The organism is Tenacibaculum sp. SZ-18 (assembly GCF_002813915.1).
GTDB lineage: Bacteria > Bacteroidota > Bacteroidia > Flavobacteriales > Flavobacteriaceae > Polaribacter.
In genome coordinates, this window is the sequence record NZ_CP019335.1 from 2,556,162 (window position 1) to 2,575,780 (window position 19,619).

12 protein-coding genes are annotated in these 19,619 nt (G+C 34.2%); 6 read left to right on the forward strand and 6 right to left on the reverse strand.

Annotated features, from left to right (window positions below; translation table 11 throughout):
• The 6 genes from rplD to rpsL form a co-directional block, all read right to left on the reverse strand.
• Nucleotides 1-630, reverse strand: a complete 630-nt coding sequence (rplD, locus tag BTO06_RS11395; protein WP_100925423.1) for a 50S ribosomal protein L4 — start codon at nt 628-630, stop codon at nt 1-3.
• Nucleotides 630-1,247, reverse strand: coding sequence for a 50S ribosomal protein L3 (gene rplC, locus BTO06_RS11400; protein ID WP_100925424.1), 618 nt, complete (start codon nt 1,245-1,247; stop codon nt 630-632). The genes rplD and rplC overlap by 1 nt, the downstream gene beginning before the upstream one ends.
• Nucleotides 1,248-1,481: 234 nt before the next feature.
• The gene (gene rpsJ / locus BTO06_RS11405) at nt 1,482-1,787 is read right to left on the reverse strand and encodes a 30S ribosomal protein S10 (protein ID WP_075342599.1); all 306 of its coding nucleotides are present in this window, start codon (nt 1,785-1,787) and stop codon (nt 1,482-1,484) included.
• Between the two features lie 5 nt (nt 1,788-1,792).
• Nucleotides 1,793-3,910 carry an elongation factor G gene (gene fusA, locus BTO06_RS11410; RefSeq protein WP_100925425.1) on the reverse strand — a complete coding sequence of 706 codons (2,118 nt, stop codon included), beginning with the start codon at nt 3,908-3,910 and terminating at the stop codon, nt 1,793-1,795.
• Between the two features lie 5 nt (nt 3,911-3,915).
• Nucleotides 3,916-4,392: a 30S ribosomal protein S7 gene (gene rpsG / locus BTO06_RS11415; protein WP_100925426.1), complete on the reverse strand. Its 477-nt coding sequence runs from the start codon at nt 4,390-4,392 to the stop codon at nt 3,916-3,918.
• A 31-nt stretch (nt 4,393-4,423) separates the two neighbouring features.
• Nucleotides 4,424-4,804: a 30S ribosomal protein S12 gene (rpsL, locus tag BTO06_RS11420; protein WP_100925427.1), complete on the reverse strand. Its 381-nt coding sequence runs from the start codon at nt 4,802-4,804 to the stop codon at nt 4,424-4,426.
• Between the two features lie 174 nt (nt 4,805-4,978).
• Here rpsL and BTO06_RS11425 point away from each other — a divergent pair, with 174 nt between their 5' ends.
• From BTO06_RS11425 to BTO06_RS11450, 6 genes are all read left to right on the forward strand, one after another.
• Nucleotides 4,979-6,622 carry a POTRA domain-containing protein gene (locus BTO06_RS11425; RefSeq protein WP_100925428.1) on the forward strand — a complete coding sequence of 548 codons (1,644 nt, stop codon included), beginning with the start codon at nt 4,979-4,981 and terminating at the stop codon, nt 6,620-6,622.
• 116 nt (nt 6,623-6,738) lie between these two features.
• Complete coding sequence (locus BTO06_RS11430) at nt 6,739-9,915, forward strand: SusC/RagA family TonB-linked outer membrane protein (RefSeq protein WP_100925429.1); 3,177 nt, start codon at nt 6,739-6,741, stop codon at nt 9,913-9,915.
• Between the two features lie 20 nt (nt 9,916-9,935).
• Nucleotides 9,936-11,456, forward strand: a complete 1,521-nt coding sequence (locus BTO06_RS11435) for a RagB/SusD family nutrient uptake outer membrane protein (protein WP_100925430.1) — start codon at nt 9,936-9,938, stop codon at nt 11,454-11,456.
• Nucleotides 11,457-11,533: 77 nt separating this feature from the next.
• A complete protein-coding gene (locus tag BTO06_RS11440; protein WP_100925431.1) occupies nt 11,534-14,788 on the forward strand; it encodes a VCBS repeat-containing protein in 3,255 nt (1,084 codons plus the stop codon).
• Nucleotides 14,781-16,136 (forward strand): vanadium-dependent haloperoxidase, encoded by a 1,356-nt coding sequence (locus BTO06_RS11445; RefSeq protein WP_100925432.1) that lies wholly within the window; start codon nt 14,781-14,783, stop codon nt 16,134-16,136. Before BTO06_RS11440 ends, BTO06_RS11445 begins: the two co-directional genes overlap by 8 nt.
• Before the next feature lie 158 nt (nt 16,137-16,294).
• Nucleotides 16,295-19,618, forward strand: coding sequence for a SusC/RagA family TonB-linked outer membrane protein (locus BTO06_RS11450; protein WP_100925433.1), 3,324 nt, complete (start codon nt 16,295-16,297; stop codon nt 19,616-19,618).
• Nucleotide 19,619 lies beyond the last annotated feature (1 nt).

A 19,619-nucleotide genomic window follows, 5' to 3' on the forward strand; every position in this document is an offset into this window, starting at 1 on the left:
CTATTTACTTAAATTAGATTCAATTCCTTCTAATGTACTTTCAGCGATTACTACTTTACCAGCGTTTAAAACGTTGTACGTATTTAATCCTGTAGCACTAACTACTTTCGAATTCTTTAAGTTACGAGAAGATAAATAAACATTTTTATTCTCTGCACCTAATACAAATAATGATTTCTTCGTATCTAATTCTAAAGCCTTTAATACCTTAGCAAATTCTTTAGTCTTTGGAGTTTCAAAGTTAAAATCTTCCACAACCACTAAATTGCTATCTTTTGCCTGAATACTTAAAGCTGATTTTCGAGCTAAACGCTTTAAATTCTTGTTTAATTTGAAAGAATAGTTTCTTGGTCTTGGACCGAAGATACGTCCTCCACCTCTAAAAACTGGTGACTTGATACTTCCTGCACGAGCAGTACCTGTACCTTTTTGCTTTTTAATCTTTCTAGTACTTCCAGTAATCTCACCTCTCTCTTTAGATTTGTGAGTTCCTTGTCTTTGATTAGCCAAATATTGCTTTACATCTAAGTAAATTGCGTGATCATTTGGCTCAATTCCGAATACTTCGTTAGAAAGTTCAACTTTTCTACCAGTATCTTTTCCTGTAATATCTAATACTGCTACCTTCATTACTTCTCAATAATTACATAAGAGTTTTTGTGACCTGGAACAGCACCTTTAATAACTAAAAGATTCTTTTCAGGAACTACCTTTAATACTCTTAAATTTTGAACTTTAACTTTATCTCCTCCCATACGTCCCGCCATACGCATTCCTTTGAATACTCTTGCAGGATAAGAAGCCGCACCAATAGAACCTGGCGCTCTTAAACGGTTATGTTGACCGTGTGTAGCTTGTCCAACACCACCAAATCCGTGACGTTTAACAACCCCTTGAAAACCTTTACCTTTAGACGTTCCTGAAACATCAACGAACTCTCCTTCAGTAAAATGTTCTACTGTTATTGAGTCACCCAATTTGTACTCACCCTCAAAACCTTGGAACTCAATGACTTTTTTCTTAGCAACAGTACCTGCTTTTGCAAAGTGACCATCTAAAGCTTTATTAGAGCTTTTTGCCTTCTTGTCATCGAAACCAAGTTGTAAAGCTGAATAGCCATCAACCTCTTCGGTTCTGACTTGGGTAACTACGCATGGACCTGCTTCGATAACAGTACATGGGATATTCTTCCCATTCTCATCGAATAAGCTGGTCATACCTACTTTTTTTCCTATTAACCCAGACATATTTAAATATTAATTATTAATTATTTTAAAATTTGCTTCCAAGAGCGCAAAAAAAAAGAGCGTAAAACACTCTAATCTGAATCTTTGTGTTTTACCGTTTTTCCTTCGCGAAACCCTCCGGACATGTGGTTTTCAGCCAACTAACTGAAAATTAAAGAAACCCTATTAAGGATTTCGGACTGCAAAAGTAAAAAAAACTTTCGACTTAACAAAATAAGCCGAAAGTTAAATTACTTATACCTTGATCTCTACCTCAACTCCACTTGGTAATTCAAGCTTCATTAATGCATCGATAGTCTTAGATGAAGAACTATAGATGTCTAATAAACGCTTGTAAGCAGATAATTGAAATTGCTCTCTCGATTTTTTGTTTACGTGTGGTGAACGTAATACTGTAAAAATCTTTTTATGAGTTGGTAATGGGATCGGTCCGTTAACAACCGCACCTGTACTTTTAACTGTCTTAACGATTTTCTCTGCTGATTTATCAACTAAGTTGTAATCGTAAGATTTTAATTTTATTCTAATTTTTTGACTCATCTTAATTAACCTTTAGCATTAGCGATTACTTCTTCTGAAATATTTGATGGAGTCTCAGCATAGTGAGAAAATTCCATTGTAGATGTAGCTCTACCAGAAGACATTGTTCTTAAAGCAGTAACATATCCGAACATTTCAGATAATGGAACTGTAGCTTTAACAACTTTAGATCCCGCTCTATCAGACATATCAGAAACCTGACCACGTCTTCTATTTAAATCTCCTACAATATCACCCATGTTCTCCTCAGGAGTTAACACTTCTAACTTCATAATAGGCTCCATGATTTTAGCTTTTGCAGCTTTTGCAGCAGCTTTATAACCCATTTTTGCAGCTAATTCGAATGATAACTGATCAGAATCCACAGGGTGGAAAGATCCATCCTTTAAAGTAACCTTCATTGAATCCATCTCGTATCCAGCTAAAGGACCATTTTTCATAGCCTCTTTAAATCCTTTCTCTACTGATGGAACAAATTCCTTAGGAACGTTACCACCTTTGATAATAGATTCGAATTGTAATCCAGCAACTCCCTCGTCAGCAGGCTCCATAGTAAATACAATATCCGCGAATTTACCACGACCTCCAGATTGCTTTTTATAAACTTCTCTATGATCCGCCGAAGCAGTAATTGCTTCTTTGTACTCTACCTGTGGCTGACCTTCGTTCACTTCGACTTTAAACTCACGCTTTAAACGATCAACGATAATATCTAAGTGTAACTCACCCATTCCAGAAATAATAGTCTGTCCTGAAGCTTCGTCAGTTCTTACTGTAAATGTTGGGTCCTCTTCAGCTAATTTCCCTAAAGCTAATCCTAACTTATCAACATCCGCTTTTGTTTTTGGCTCAACAGCGATACCAATTACTGGATCTGGGAAATCCATTGATTCTAAAACGATTGGTGCTTTCTCAGCTGATAAAGTATCTCCTGTTTTGATATCTTTAAATCCAACAGCAGCTCCGATATCTCCTGCCTCGATAAAATCTAAAGCGTTTTGTTTATTTGAGTGCATTTGGTAAATACGAGAAATACGCTCTTTTTTACCTGAACGGTTATTTAGCACATAAGAACCAGCGTCTAAGCGACCAGAGTACGCACGGAAGAATGCTAAACGCCCTACGAAAGGATCAGTAGCAATTTTAAATGCTAACGCCGAGAAAGGCTCTTTTACATCTGGCTTACGTACAACCTCTTCTCCAGAATCAGGATCAGTACCAACTATAGCATCTTTATCTACAGGTGAAGGTAAATAACGACAAACACCGTCTAATAAAAACTGAACACCTTTATTTTTGAATGCAGAACCACAAACCATAGGGATAATAGACATATCCATTACAGCAGCACGTAAAGCAGCGTGCACTTCTTCTTCTGTAATTGAATCTTCATCCTCCATGAATTTCTCTAATAAATTCTCATCGTAAGCAGCTACTTCCTCGATTAATTTAGCTCTGTATTCAGCAGCTTCCTCTTTTAAATCTTCAGGAATATCGATAATATCAAAAGTAGACCCTTTAGTTTCATCATGCCAAACGATTGCACGGTTTTTAACTAAATCAATTACTCCTTTAAAATCTGCTTCCTCACCAATCGGTAATACGATAGGCACAGCATTAGAACCTAACATATCTTTAACTTGCTGACATACCGCTAAGAAGTTAGATCCTTGACGATCCATCTTATTAACAAACCCCATACGAGGCACTTTATAATTATCAGCTAAACGCCAGTTAGTTTCTGATTGAGGCTCAACACCATCAACAGCTGAAAACAAGAATACTAATCCATCTAATACACGTAAAGAACGGTTTACCTCAACAGTAAAATCAACGTGACCAGGAGTATCAATAATATTAAAATGATACCCTTTAGTATCTGGTAATTTCTTACCATTTTCAGTTGGGAACTCCCAAGTACATGAAGTTGCAGCAGAAGTAATTGTAATACCTCTTTCTTGCTCTTGCTCCATCCAGTCCATTGTAGCAGCACCATCGTGTACTTCTCCAATTTTATGAGAAACTCCAGTGTAATAAAGGATACGCTCAGTTGTTGTAGTCTTACCCGCATCAATGTGGGCAGCAATACCAATATTTCTAGTAAATTTTAAATCTCTAGCCATTTTTATTAAAATCTAAAGTGTGAGAATGCTTTATTTGCTTCAGCCATCTTGTGAGTATCAACTCTTTTCTTTACTGCTGCTCCTTCTTCTTTAGCTGCTGCTAAAACCTCGGCTGCCAAACGCTGAGCCATTGTTTTTTCATTACGCTTACGAGCATAACTAATCATCCATTTGATCGCCATTGAAACTTTACGATCTGGGCGTATTTGCATTGGTATTTGGAATGTAGCTCCTCCTACACGACGAGAGCGAACCTCTACATGCGGCATTACATTCGACAAACCATCCTTCCAAATTTCTAAAGCTGACTTTTCCTCGTCAGTTTTCTTTTCGTTTACGATATCCATTGCATCGTAAAATACTTTGAACGCTACAGATTTCTTACCGTCCCACATTAAGTTGTTTACAAAACGTGTTACTAATTGATCGTTAAATCTTGGATCCGGTAACAAAACTCTTTTTTTCGCTCTTCTTTTTCTCATGTCTTTACATTAAAAAAGTTACTGATTAATCTTACTTTTTGTCTTTAGGGCGTTTTGCACCATATTTAGATCTACGTTGAGTTCTTCCCTCAACACCTGCAGTATCTAATGCACCACGTACGATGTGGTATTTTACACCTGGTAAATCTTTTACCCTTCCACCTCTAACTAATACTATCGAGTGCTCTTGTAGGTTATGTCCTTCACCTGGGATATACGCGTTGATCTCATTACCATTTGTTAATCTAACACGAGCTACTTTACGCATAGCCGAGTTAGGTTTTTTAGGTGTAGTAGTATAGACACGCGTACAAACTCCACGCCTTTGAGGACAAGCCTTTAAAGCCGCCGATTTACTCTTCTTAGTTATTTTGGTTCTTCCTTTACGAACTAATTGTTGAATAGTTGGCATACTAATTAATTACTTGTTTTAGTTTGTACTTATTAATAATCTCTATTTTTAAGAGTGTGCAAATGTACAATTAATTTCTAATTATTCAAATATCAGTAAGTTATTTTTAAATCATGCATCAAAAAGAAGGTAAAATTATTGATTTTAATGTACTTTAGCTATTTTTAAATTACTTTGAAAAAACACTTCCTCATATTCGTTATTGTATTTTCTATTGGTGCAAAAAGTCTATTTAGCCAAGAAAATCTTATCAAAATACAATCAAAGGATTCGACACACAATACGATTTTAAAAAAGATCGTTATCACTAAAAACGACTCTAAAAGTTCCATCCTGAAAAAACTACAAAAAGAAGGTTATTTCTACTCTCATATAGATTCAATAAAAACACTGTTAGATCATAAAAAAATATTCCACATTACATTAGGGCCAAAAATAGATAGTCTCAATATCAGACTGCCTATTAAATACGAATACTTAAAAAAAGAACTCCCTATTTTAGAGAAGCCTCCTTTGAAAATAAAATTCACTACTTTAAGTTTTATAACCACCGAAATACAAAACTATTTCTCAAAAAAAGGCAAACCTTTTACGAGTATTAGACTTCGAAACATTTCTCTAGTTAAAAAATCGATTTATGCTGATCTTGATATCCAAGAATCAAAACAAAGAACGGTTGATAAAATTGTTATTCAAGGTTACAACAACTTCCCTAAGAGTTATCTAAAACACTTTCTTCGAATTAAAAAAGGAATAAGCTTTAACAAAGAACAAATTAATTCTTCTGCAAAAAATATTAACAACCTAGAATTTGCACAAATAATTAAACCACCTGAAGCATTATTCAATAAAGACTCGACAACACTTTATTTATATATAAAAAAGTTGAATCGTAACAATTTTGATGGATTATTAAATTTTTCAACTAACCCAACAAATCAAGAACTCTTAATTACTGGAAATCTTAATCTCGATTTTATGAACCTCCTTAACACTGGAGAAGAACTCAAACTTGAATGGAATGCAAATGGCAACCAAAGTCAGAACATTAACCTACAAACAAAAATTCCCTTTATTTTCAATTCTCCTATTTCAAACAACACTCAGTTTTCGATTCACAAACAAGATTCTACATTTTTAAACTCAACATTTAATACAACTTTTAATTATTTCTTAAACCCTAAAACTAAAATCGAAATCAACTACGAAGCTACGAACTCATCGAACACATTAACGAATACCATAGAAAATCTGAGTGACTACACAAATAATTTTGGAGGAATTGGATTAAGTTACAACACACCAAAAAATCATGAAATATTCCGAACTAAATTTTTGATGCTAATTCAATACCAATTTGGTAAAAGAACCACGGACATATTTAATGATAGCCAACATAGATTTAAATTTGAATCTTCATACATTTTTGATATCAATAATAAGAACTCAATATTTTTAGCAAATCAAACCAACCTCTTATTTTCAAACAACCTTTTAACCAATGAACTATTCAGAATTGGAGGACCGGATACTGTAAGAGGAATAAACCAACAAAGCCTGTTTACGCACCAATACTCTTTTTTAAATCTCGAATACAGAATACAAACAGCGTCAAAATCATATCTCTATAGTATAACAGATGTGGGAATTGCAAGAACCATCGACAAACAGTACCGAAACATTTTATCTCTTGGAGCTGGTTACTCTTTCTTTATAAATAAATCCAAAATAGATGTGGTTTTCAGTGGAAGTCTCAACAACACACTCAATAGCAATAATGTATTTAACACTTCTCTAAGCTTTAAAAATTACTTCTAAGAAAACCCATCGAATTTAACACAAAAGCTATTTGATTCATATTTTATTAACCTTTTTTATTGTTTTTTTAAGTTTATTTTAAGACTTTAGCAAACATTAATTCAAATAAATACAAAATGATAACAAAATTTAATGGAATTTTGGCGCTATTCTTTGCGTTCATTGTGCAAATATCCTTTGCGCAAGAAAAAACGATTTCAGGTATTGTTTCAGATCAATCGGGACCACTACCTGGAGTTAGTGTGCAGAAAAAAGGATCTGCAACTGGTACAGAGACTGATTTTGATGGTAAATATACTATCAAGGCAAAATCAGGAGATGTATTAATCTTCAGATTTGTTGGAATGAAAACAGTTGAAAAAACTGTTGGAATTTCAAATACAATCGACGTTGTTATGGGAGAAGACAGCAACGTATTAGAGGAAGTAGTTGTTACAGGGGTAGCAACAGGTACTTCTAGAAAAAAATTAGGGGTTTCGGTAAATTCAATTTCTCTGAAAAAATTAGAGTCCCCAGGAACTCAATCTATTGACCAAGCTTTACAAGGTAAAATTGCTGGTACAATCATCCAGTCAACAACTGGTCAGCCAGGTCAACAGCAAAACATTATTTTAAGAGCAATTAACTCTTTAAATAGCTCTCAGCCTATGATCTTAATTGATGGAGTTCAAATATTAGACTCTAGCACGAGTATCGGTGGTGCATCAAATCAAAGTTCACGTTTAGCAGATATCGACTTCACTACAGTTGAAAGAGTTGAAACAATTTCTGGTGCTGCTGCAGGTACTATTTATGGTGCGCAAGGAGCAAATGGGGTAATAAACATTATCACTAAAAGAGGTAAAGCTGGAAAAATGAAGGTAACTGTAAGAACTGATGTTGGGGTTGTTGATGCAATAGCTGGAGACAAACTTAGAAGATCTCAGTTTCACAGATATCAAACTGATGCACAAGGGTTTCTTGTCGATTTAAATGGTATCAGAGTTACCGATTTAAATGATGAAGCTCAATACGGTGCTGTTGCTATTAACGATGTTGCTGTAGGTAGCTCACAATTAGGAGCGGCAGGTATTAATAACACTCCTTTTGCTGAACAAACATTTGACGCTACTGATGTTTTATTTAACACTGCTGTGAACCAAACTTTAGGAGTTAACTTAGTAGGAGGTTCAGAAAAAACTAGCTACTTATTAGCAGCTAACAGAACCCAACAAGAATCAGTTCTTGTACCAGGGGAATATGTAAAGTATGATGCTCGTTTCAATTTAGGTGTTGATTTAGCTGATAACTTAAAAGTATCTGGACGTTTTGATGTTATTAACAGTTCGAATGACACTGGTACTAACACCGATAATGCGAATGCTAACAATTTAATCAATAATGTATTCCAAAACTTACCGCACGTTGATCTATTAAACGTACGAAACAGAGACAATGATTTGGTTATCCAACCTGATTTAACAGACCCTAACTCTAGTAATCCTTTCTTCTTCAGAAGATATCAAACAAGATTGGACGAAATTACACGTTACATTTCTAACTTTAATTTAAATTATAGTCCTACTGACTATTTAACTTTTGATGTAAAGTATGGTTATGACACGTATACTCAAAATTTTACTTTCTTCCAAGAAAACAAAAGTGATCACCAACAAGAAAGAGTTTTAACCAATAACAAAACAGGTAGAATTAACTTTATTACAAACCAAGAGTACTTTCAAAATTTCTTAGCTTCTGCTACATTAAGTTTAGATTTCAAAGAGCAATTTGGATGGGATACTAACATTGTGTCTACTACTACAATAAATTTTGACTGGAGAGATCGAAACTTAGTTTCTAATAGCGTAAGTGGTACTGATAATCCATTCGGAGCTTTCGGAACTTACAATATTAGTCAGTCTAGTACTAAAGTTTTCAATGGTTATTCTGAATCACCATTTAGAACTTATGGTTATTTAGTAAATCAAAAGTTTGATTTTGGAAGTTTATTTGGTTTTTCTGCTGGTTTCAGACAAGATTTCTCTAACCGATTTGGTTCAGGATTAGACTTTACTTTCCCTAGAGCTGATGCTTATTTTAATATCGCTGATACGTTTGAGAATGACTCAGTTAATTTATTAAAATTAAGAGCTGCTTATGGTGAGGCTGGTATTCAACCTCCATTCTCAAGTAACTTAATTACTTTACCTGGAACTACATTGGGTGGAGATGTAGGTTTATCTTTCCCTGCAAACTTATCTAACGAGGCATTAGAGGTGGAAAGAACAAGTGAATTAGAAGTTGGTTTAGATTATGGATTCACACCTAGCGAGGGTGCATGGTTCTCAAATGTGAGCGGTTTTATAAACTATTTCACAAGAGAGACAACTGGAGCTATCTTTAGAGGTGAATTAGCACCTACAACAGGAGCATCAGGTATTCAATCTAATAATTACGATTTATCAAGTAATGGTTTAGAACTTTCTGCCGATACTCAAGTTTATACATCTGAAGATTTTGGATGGAATTTTGGTGTACGTTTTACGAAATCTAAAGCTACTCTAGATAGGATTGCTAGTGGACAACCGTTAGTAGTAAGCGATAATTTCGTCTTAGAAGAGGGTCAAGAAGTTGGTACTTTTTCTTTATTCGAAGTTGTTACTGACATTAACCAAACAGATTTAGAAGGTAATCCAATAATTGCTGCTGCTGACCAAGATAATTTCACAAAAGCTAGTAGTGGATATATTGTTAATAAAAATACAGGTAATGTTGTAATTACTCCTGACAAGAGAACTTTAGGAAGTTCTCAACCTGATTTTGTTATGACTTTTATTAACGACTTCCAAATTAGCGATTTCGTTAATGTATCAATGCAGTTAGATTGGTTCCAAGGATTAGAGGCTTACAACAATGCAAAACAGTGGTTATATAACAATGGTTTACATGAAGACACTTCTGTTCCTGTTACCATAGAGGATCCTTCTGGAACTGCACAAACTGGAGCATTTGTTCAGTACTATACATCTTTATATAACACTAATGTTCCATTATCTCACTTCTTGGAGGATGCTTCATTTTTAAGATTAAGATCCGTAGCTGTTAACTTTAAACTAAAGAAGTTCATAAAAACAGACTTTATTGACGCTTTAGATGTAAGAATTGCTGGTAGAAATTTATTCACGATTACAGACTACACTGGTTTAGATCCAGAAGCTTCGAGAACCTTTGGAAATACATTCCAAAGAGGTTTTGACGAATTTACTATGCCGAATACTAAAAGTATTAATTTAGGTGTAACTGTTTCTTTTTAAAATAAAAAACAAATATTAAGATGAAAAAAATCAAATTATTATCAATATTCGTTTTAGGTTTATTAGTTTCTTGTCAAGATAACTTAGTAGATACAGATATAGAACCTGTAAACCAAAATGAACCTACTTTAGCTGCATTACTTACCCCAACTGGTATGTTAGGCTATGCTAAAGGAATGTATATTCATACTACAGACCCTGCACGAAGTGTAAATTTTTGGTTTGTTTCTGGATATCATGAAACAATGGGAGACAACCTGACTATGCCTTGGGGTAACTTTGGAGGTCGTTGGGTTAACCAAACGTCTTCTATAGTAATGGATGACGGAAGTACGGTAACCCCTCCAGCAGGTGGAGCACAGCCAGGAGAAATTGCAGTAAGAAATACCCGAGCTGCTGGTTCTGACAACCCAACACAATATGAGTGGGCTGAATATTATGCTGTCAATAACCATGCAAATGTTATTTTAGATAATATTGATAACACCGCTGACTTAAGTGCTTCTCAAAAAGATGCATATAAAGCTTGGGCTTTGTGGTGGAAAGCATATTCATACTCAAGATTAGGTTTAATATATGAGGAAGGAATTATCAATGATGTTCCAGGCTCAACTAATAACGCTTTCGTAAACAGTGCTGCCTTAATTGCAGAATCTGAGAGAATATTAGATGTATTAACAACTACAATCAATGGTGTCTCTGATACAAGTGCATTCAATGGAATTTTGTCCGATGTTCAAATTGAAATTTCTGGAAATACTGTAGACATGGCTGCCCTTGTTAAAAACATAAATAGTTTAAGAGCTCGTAACTTAGTTTATAGTACTAAAGTTACAGATATGACTTCAGCAGATTGGAATAATGTAATAACTTGGTGTGGTAATGGAGTTAGTAACAATAATGAAGCTTTCTCTATGACTTCTGAGGCTACTGTTCTAGATAATGGGTGGTTACCAGGTGTTGTGTCTGGTTTTTGGTACTTTCCAAGTCCACGTTTGATTCAGGATATAAATCCTGGAGATAACCGTTTAGATGCATATTTTGACCCATTTGTATTTCCTAACCCACGAGGAAGAGGAATTCAGTATGGATGTAACTATTTTTGGAAAGACCCTTCTCCTATAGTTTCAGGTACTGCTGGTGCTATAAAGTTATATTATGGAGCAACTCATGAAGAAAATGAATTATTATTAGCAGAAGCAAAAATTAAAACTGGAGATATTGATGGCGGTTTATCAAACCTTGATGCTGTTAGAGCATTACAAAACTCTGGTTTACCTGTAACTTCTGGAACAGGACTGACTGAGGCGGAAGCTTTGGAAGAAGTACGTAAAGAAAGAAGATTAGCTTTAATTTTTAGAGGTATCGCTTTCTATGATGCTCGACGTTATGGTATTGCAAGTGGATCTAGAACAGGCGCTCATGTATTAGACGCTGGGGGTGTTCTTAATACAAATGCAACAATCAATTATGGATATTTAGAATACTGGCCTGTACCAGCATTTGAGAGTGATTTTAACTCTCCTGGAGCCCAAAACTAAATAATGAATTAATCAAGGAAGGGGTTGTGTAAAACAGCCCCTTTTCCTTTTTGTAACATAAAACTTTCGGTTGATTAATGAAAACAAAGCTTTTTTTTATAGCACTGTTCACTCTCATTTTTAGTACCTGTAAAAATAAACTCCCCCTAAAAAACCAATCAAAACATAATTATCTATTTAAAAAATTAACACCAGAAACAACAGGTATTTCTTTTAAAAATGAAATAAAAGATAATGTTAAAAACAACATTATTAACTATATATATTATTACAATGGCGCTGGTGTAAGCGTGGGTGATTTTAACAACGACAACTTACCCGATCTCTTTTTTGTTTCTAATAAAGGAGAAAATAAACTTTATCTAAACAAAGGGAATCTCAAATTTGAAGATATTACAAAAGATGCTGGAATTAAAGGCAAAGCAGACTGGCAAACTGGGGCAACAATAATAGATATAAACAACGATGGATATTTAGATATTTATATTTGTGCTGTATCTGGTCTTTTAGACTATAAAGGTCACAACGAATTATATATCAATAATGGCAACAACACATTTACCGAAAGTTCTAAAGAGTACAATTTAGATTACGTAGGATACTCTACACAAGCGTACTTTTTTGATTATGACAAAGACAATGATTTAGATGTATACATCGTAAATCATGCAGTTCACACAAAAACATCTCACGGACCAGCATTGTTAAGAGAAAAAAGAACTGGCTTAACTGGAGATGTACTATTAAAAAACACAGACAACAAATTTACAGACTATAGTGAAGAAGCAAAAATATTTGGCGGTGCAAATGGATACGGATTGAGTGCTTCTATAGCTGATTTTAATAATGATGGATGGGACGACATATATGTATGTAACGATTTCCACGAAGATGATTATTATTACTTAAACAACCAAGATGGAACTTTCACTGAATCATTAGCTGATAAATTTTCAATGATCAGTAGGTTTTCAATGGGAAGTGATGCTGCTGATATTAATGGAGACGGATTTCAAGACTTAATAACTCTTGATATGCTTCCGAAAGATGAAAGAGCAGTTAAAGAATCAGAAGGTGACGACACTATGCTCAATGTACAACTTCGTTTACAAAAACTTGGATATAAAGATCAATATGCAAGAAATATGCTTCAGATTAATAATTCTGGAAACTTCTTTAATGAAGAAGCACTTTACAACGGTATCGATGCTACAGACTGGAGCTGGAGTCCACTTATTGCAGACTATAATAATGATGGACATCAAGATTTATTCGTGGCCAACGGGATTTTAAGACGACCAAATGATTTAGATTTCAGAATGTACGTTGCTAGTACATATAAATATCGAGATAAAAATCAATCTAAGGATGAATGGCTTTTAAATTCTTTACAGGAGATGCCGAAAGGCGATATACCTAACCAAATTTTCAAGGGAAACTCCTCTAAATTTGAAAATAAGAACAATGATTGGATTGAAGATGTTCCAAGCATATCAAATGGAGCAACTTACGCTGATTTGGATTTAGATGGAGACTTAGATTTAATTGTTAACAATATGAATGATTTTTCTCGCATCTATGAAAATACAACAACGAACAAAAACTTTATAAAGTTAAATTTTAACTACACAGAAGGAAACCCAAATGGAATCGGAACAAAAGCAATTGTTTATACAAAAGAAAAATCTCAATTAAAACAGCTTTTCAATTCAAGAGGATTTATATCTTCAGTAAGTAATAATCTGCATTACGGAATTGATACTATTTCTAAAATTGATTCAATACAAGTAATTTGGCCGAATAATAAAATCCAAGTAACTAAAAATATTGAAGTAAACAAACTAAACACGATCACCTACAACAACAAAAAATCTAAAAAATGGCAATTAAGAAGTCAAGTAACGAATAATATTTTTAAAAAATCTAATATCATAGAATTCAAACACGAGGAAGATAAATATAATGACTTCTATGTTGAAAGACTTATACCATATAAAGTTTCAACTTCTGGACCAACTATTACAACCGGAGACATCGATAATAATGGTTTTGATGATTTATTTATAGGTAATTCCTGCGGGAATCCAGCAAAGCTATACCTCAATGACGGCATTAAACTGACAGCTTTTAAGTCAGAAATTATAGAAAATGACGCATTCTTCGAAGATACTGCTTCTACTTTTTTTGATGCTGACAATGATGGGGATTTAGATCTTTACGTAGGAAGTGGAATTAATGAACGTAGGAATTGGAAATATGAATTAGACCGTTTGTATATAAATAAGAATGGAAACTTCGTGCGTTCGAATTCAATCCCAGAAAACAGAAATATTGCTTCCGTTGTTAAAGCTTATGACTACGATAATGATGGGGACATGGACTTATTTGTAGGTAATCGATCCAATCCTAACGACTTTGGACAATCTGTTAATTCCTATATATTAGTTAATGATGGCAATGGTAACTTCACTATTGATAAAAAATTCAATTTGGTATCACATGTAACTGACGCTACCTGGACAGACCTAAACAATGACAGCAAGAAAGACCTCGTTGTCACGACAGAATGGGACTGTCCTAAAATTTACATCAATAATAATGGAAATTTGAATCTAACCATGGCATTTCCAAGTTTAATGGGACTGTGGCAGACAGTGACAACCTTTGATATTGATAAAGACGGAGACAAAGATATTCTACTCGGTAACTGGGGAACTAATACTAAATTCAGAGCATCTGAAACGGCTCCTTTAAATATGTATCACTCGGACTTTGACAGCAATGGTAAAAAAGAAACTGTTATAGCTTATAATATTAATGGAAAATATTACCCGATGTATTCTAAAGATGAACTCGCATCTCAAATGAACATAATTAAAAAGCGATTTGTAAAATATGAAGATTATGCAACAAAAACGATTGAACAAGTTCTTACACCAAAAGAAATAAAAAAGGCTACTAAATACTATATTAATAATCTAAACTCTGGGTACATTGAAAATGACAACGGTACATATAGTAATTTTGTTTCACTACCAAAATTATTTCAGCTTTCACCTATAAATTCTTTCTGTAAAATATCGATTGATAATGTATCTAATTTATTGATTTTCGGTAACAATAAATCTGTAAACACGTATCACGGAGGATACGAAAGCAATAAAGGAATATTATTAAGAAGTTTGAAAGATTATTCAAATAGTGCTAATTTTGGAATAAAACCAATAGAACAAGAAGTAAGAAATTCCACAATAATTAATTTTAAAAACAAAAAAACACTTATTATAGCTCCAAATAACGAGTCTATTCAATCATATACAATTAATGAGTAATAATTTGCACATATACAAAGGTTTGATCTCTTTATTATTGATAATAGTAACTTTTTCTTGCTGTAAAAAACAAGAAAAAGAAATAATAATTAACGCTGATGATTATCATTCTGTTGTAGATCGTATGACTCAAATAATGATTCATGATGTTTTTTCTCCACCTGTAGCTAGTCGAATTTATGCCTATCCCAATATTGCTGCATATGAAGCTTTGAATTATAACAACTCCAATTACAAAACCTTATCAAAACAATTGAATTCTTTAAAACTACAACCCTATGTTGGTAACAATAAAGTAAATTCAAAACTATCTTCATTGATAGCTTATATGGATGTTGCTAAGGAGATGATTTTTTCTAAAGAGAAACTTATTAAGTACAGAGATAGTCTTTATAAAAGTTGGGGAAATATTAATTCTAGTTCTTTCAACAGTTCAAAAGAACAGGGAATTCATTATTCTAGACAGATTATAGACTGGATGAATAAGGATAACTACGCTCAAACGCGTACTATGCCAGAGCATAATATTCTTTCCGATGATCCATCTCAATGGAAACCTACTCCCCCATCTTACATGGACGCCATAGAACCTCATTGGAATAAAATCAGACCTTTTACTCTTGACTCAGCATCACAATTCAAACCTAAAGCTCCACCGAAATTTTCATTAGTAAAGAATAGTGAGTTTTACAAAGAATTAGTGGAGGTGTACAATGTAATCAAAAACATAGATAATAAAGGCAACAACTCTGAGGAAATAGCTATTGCAAGATTTTGGGATTGTAACCCATATGTTTCAGTAACTCGTGGTCATTTCATGTTCGCATCAAAAAAAATTACACCGGGTGCACACTGGATAGGAATTTGTAAAATTGCTTGTAAACAAGCCAAATCAGATTTTCACAAAACTGTTTTTGCTTACACCAAAACTTCAATTTCTATCACAGATGCTTTTATAAGCTGTTGGGATGAAAAGTATAGAAGTAATTTGGTTCGCCCTGAAACTTTAATTAACAATTATTTGGATGAAAGTTGGGAGCCTATCCTACAAACCCCTCCGTTTCCCGAATATACAAGTGGACATTCGGTTGTTTCAGGGGCTGCATCAGAAACACTAACTAGTATTTTCGGAGATAATCTCTCATTTGAAGATACAACAGAAGTACCTTACGGCCTCCCAGTAAGAAAATTTAAATCATTTCGTAAGGCAGCACAAGAGGCTGCTATAAGTAGACTGTACGGTGGGATCCATTACAGATCCGCCATAGAACTAGGCTTGACTCAAGGACAAAAGGTGTTTAAAAATCACAATGAGTCAATTAGTTACATAAAATATAATTCAAAATAGAAACAATTTAATGAATAAACATTTTTCTTAATTATTCGTTAAAAGAAAACTCTAAGAGCTATTTATTAAACAATCCTACGTTGTTTTTTCTGTTAAAAAATTGTTTATTTAAGATAAAATTAAGACTTTAGCAATTGATTAATTCAAACAATTATACAATGAAAACAAAGTTTAATGGAATTTTAACGCTTTTGTTAGCGTTGGTTGTGCAAATATCCTTTGCACAAGAGAGAACGATTTCAGGTACTGTTTCTGATGAATCAGGTCCTCTACCTGGGGTTAGTGTTTTAAAAAAAGGTACTACTTCCGGTACTGAAACTGATTTTGATGGTAACTACTCAATTAAAGCAAAGACAGGCGATGTATTAGTTTTTAGCTTTGTGGGTATGAAAACTGCAGAAAGAGTAGTAGGTTCATCTAACAACATCAGTGTAACTTTAGAAACTGACAACTTACTAGAAGAGGTAATCGTAGTTGGTTATGGTACTGCTACTAAGCAATCATATGCTGGTACGGCTGCAACAGTAGCTACTGAAAACCTTGAGGCTAAGTCTTTCTCTAACGTTTCTCAGGCGTTAACAGGTGAGGTTGCTGGGGTAACTGTAATTAATACTTCTGGACAGCCTGGTACAATTGGTACTGTTCGTGTACGTGGTTATGGTTCACCAAATGGTAACAGAGCTCCTCTCTACGTGATTGATGGTATTCCTTTTGCTGGAACGTTTGACCTTAACTCGGTTAACCCTGCAGATATCAAAAGTACAACTGTATTAAAAGATGCAACTGCAACTGCAATTTATGGATCTAGAGGTGCAAATGGTGTAATTTTAATTACTACTAAAACAGGTACTTCTTCTGAGAGATCTTATATAGAAGCTGACGTTAAGTCTGGTGTAAACGTACAAATCATACCTAGATATGATGTGATGAGAAGTCCAGAGCAATACATAGGTTTAGTATGGGAAGGTCTATATAATAGAGGTGTTGTTACTGGCAACGCTGACCCAGTAGCTTTTGCTAATTCTACATTTCTTGGAGATAATGGAATCGGAGCTGGCTACAATATGTGGAATGCAACCGGTGGTGATCTTATTGATCCTGTAACTAGAACTGTTAGATCAGGTGTACAAAGGTTATTCACCCCTGAAAGATACGCTGATTATGCTTTCGGTGAAGGAATTAGAACTGAAGCTAATTTACGTATGGGTGGTGGTTCTGCAAAATCTAAGTATTTTGTTTCAATGGGATATTTAGACGACAGTGGATATTCAGTAAATTCTGACTTTAAAAGATATACTACAAGATTAAACTTAACATCTGACGTTAAAGATTGGTTAAAGTTACAATCAAACATCGGATATGCTTTAGCTCAAAGTACAAACAACGGACAAACTAACGGGTCTGAAAACGTATTTGAATTTGCCGATAAAATGGCTCCAATTTATCCAGTATTCGCTAGATTTCCAAATACTGGGGATTTGATTCCTGACCCAATATATGGAGGTGCTCAATATGATTATGGATCTCCTACTGGATCAACTAACGGATTTACAAGAAATAGACCTAATGCTAACTTATTAAATCCAATTGGATCTGCAATCCTTGATTTTGTTGGTGGAGAAACACACTCTATTAACGGTAATTTCAGCGCAGATTTTAAATTAAGTGATGAGTTGACATTGGAAACTAAATTTGGTGGACAATATTCTTATCAAGAATTTATAAATGCAGGTAATCATGTTTATGGTACAGCTGCAACAAATAATGGTACTCTAAATTTAACAAACACTACAAGATGGTCTCAGACTTTTTTACAACTTTTACGTTATAAAACATCCTTTGGCGACCATTCACTTGAAGTATTGGCTGCTCACGAAACTTTTGAGAGAAGATTTGAAAGAGACTTCGATAATAAACAATTCGTTGTAGTGCCAGGTTTGTATAATTTAGATAATTATTTAGAGGTTCAATCACCTTCTACAGGTTATGCTGATGGTTCTGGTATTGAGTCTTATTTCGGTCAAGCTAATTATAATTTTAAGAATAAGTACTATCTAACTGCCTCACTAAGAACGGATGGTTCTTCACGTTTTGTTAACGATAAATGGGGTACTTTTGGTTCGGTTGGAGCAGCATGGGTTGTAAGTGAAGAGGATTTCATGCAAGACAATCTGATTTCTTATCTTAAAGCAAAGGCATCTTGGGGTGTAACTGGTGATCAAGATGGTGTATCTACAGCATCAGGTTTTGATATTTATAATGCTAATTTAGTTGGGTCTGACCTAGCAATTGATTTAGCCAGACCAGGAAATCCTGAGCTAACTTGGGAGACATCAAGACAATGGCAAGCTGGTATTGAAATGAGTTTAGGTAATTATATAGATGCCAATTTTGATTACTACCGAAAAAACACGGATAATTTATTCTTTAATCAAAGAACAGGTCCTTCATCTGGTATATCTTCTATTTTAGTAAATGACGGAGAAGTTTTAAACGCAGGTTTTGAATTTGATGTTACAGCTCATTTAATTAATAAGGAAAATTTTAAATTAGACTTAGCATTAAACGGAGAGGTTTTAAACAATGAAATGATTTTAATGCCAATTGATCCGTCAACTGGATTACCTAAAGTAATCGATTCTAATTCAAGTGGAGATGGTGCTTATGCGTTTGCTAAGGGTCGTTCAATTTTTGATTTCTGGATGCCTGAATGGGCAGGGGTAGACCCATCTGATGGTTCACCAATGTGGTATCAATACTACGATGATCTAAATGGAAATAACCAATTAGATGCAGACGAGCCTTCTTCTTATGACACAGGGACTCAATGGTTTGTTCAAGATAGTACAGATGATACGAACACTGAAAGTGTTAACACCACTGGATCTCTATTTGAATATCGCCAATTGGTTCCAAATGCAAATATTAAAAAAGTAGTAACAAAAAATTACGCTACGGCTACCAATAAATTTATTGATAAAGAATTTATTCCTGATGTAAGGGGTGCATTCAGATTATCAGGTAAAATAGGTGCTTTTGACTTTGCAACACAATTTACCTATAGTTTAGGAGGTTATGCATATGATGGGCAATATGCAGAGTTAATGAGCGACCGTTTTGGAGCAGCAGGTAATAATTATCACACTGACATATTAAATAGATGGCAACAACCAGGAGATATAACTGATGTTCCATTATTATCAGATAACGCTGTAGTAAATGCTACAAGACTTTCTACAAGGTTTGTTACAAGTACTGACTTTATCGCTTTAAATAACGCTAGAATTGGATATACAGTTCCTAGCAATTTCATGGAAAACTCTGGAATTGATGGTATTAACCTTTGGGTTTCGGGAGATAATTTGTTTATCAACACAGCAAGAGCGGGATTCAACCCTTCTATTAGGGAAGCAGGTAATTCTGGTAGACGAATCTACGCCCCTGCTACGACAATCACAATGGGAGTAAGAGTTAAATTTTAAT

Excerpts from the sequence above, each read along its gene's own strand:
- rplD (WP_100925423.1), bottom strand. The coding sequence starts at position 630 with ATGAAGGTAGCAGTATTAGATATTACAGGAAAAGATACTGGTAGAAAA.
- rplC (WP_100925424.1), bottom strand. The coding sequence starts at position 1,247 with ATGTCTGGGTTAATAGGAAAAAAAGTAGGTATGACCAGCTTATTCGAT.
- rpsJ (WP_075342599.1), bottom strand. The coding sequence starts at position 1,787 with ATGAGTCAAAAAATTAGAATAAAATTAAAATCTTACGATTACAACTTA.
- fusA (WP_100925425.1), bottom strand. The coding sequence starts at position 3,910 with ATGGCTAGAGATTTAAAATTTACTAGAAATATTGGTATTGCTGCCCAC.
- rpsG (WP_100925426.1), bottom strand. The coding sequence starts at position 4,392 with ATGAGAAAAAGAAGAGCGAAAAAAAGAGTTTTGTTACCGGATCCAAGA.
- rpsL (WP_100925427.1), bottom strand. The coding sequence starts at position 4,804 with ATGCCAACTATTCAACAATTAGTTCGTAAAGGAAGAACCAAAATAACT.
- BTO06_RS11430 (WP_100925429.1), top strand. The coding sequence starts at position 6,739 with ATGATAACAAAATTTAATGGAATTTTGGCGCTATTCTTTGCGTTCATT.
- BTO06_RS11435 (WP_100925430.1), top strand. The coding sequence starts at position 9,936 with ATGAAAAAAATCAAATTATTATCAATATTCGTTTTAGGTTTATTAGTT.
- BTO06_RS11440 (WP_100925431.1), top strand. The coding sequence starts at position 11,534 with ATGAAAACAAAGCTTTTTTTTATAGCACTGTTCACTCTCATTTTTAGT.
- BTO06_RS11445 (WP_100925432.1), top strand. The coding sequence starts at position 14,781 with ATGAGTAATAATTTGCACATATACAAAGGTTTGATCTCTTTATTATTG.
- BTO06_RS11450 (WP_100925433.1), top strand. The coding sequence starts at position 16,295 with ATGAAAACAAAGTTTAATGGAATTTTAACGCTTTTGTTAGCGTTGGTT.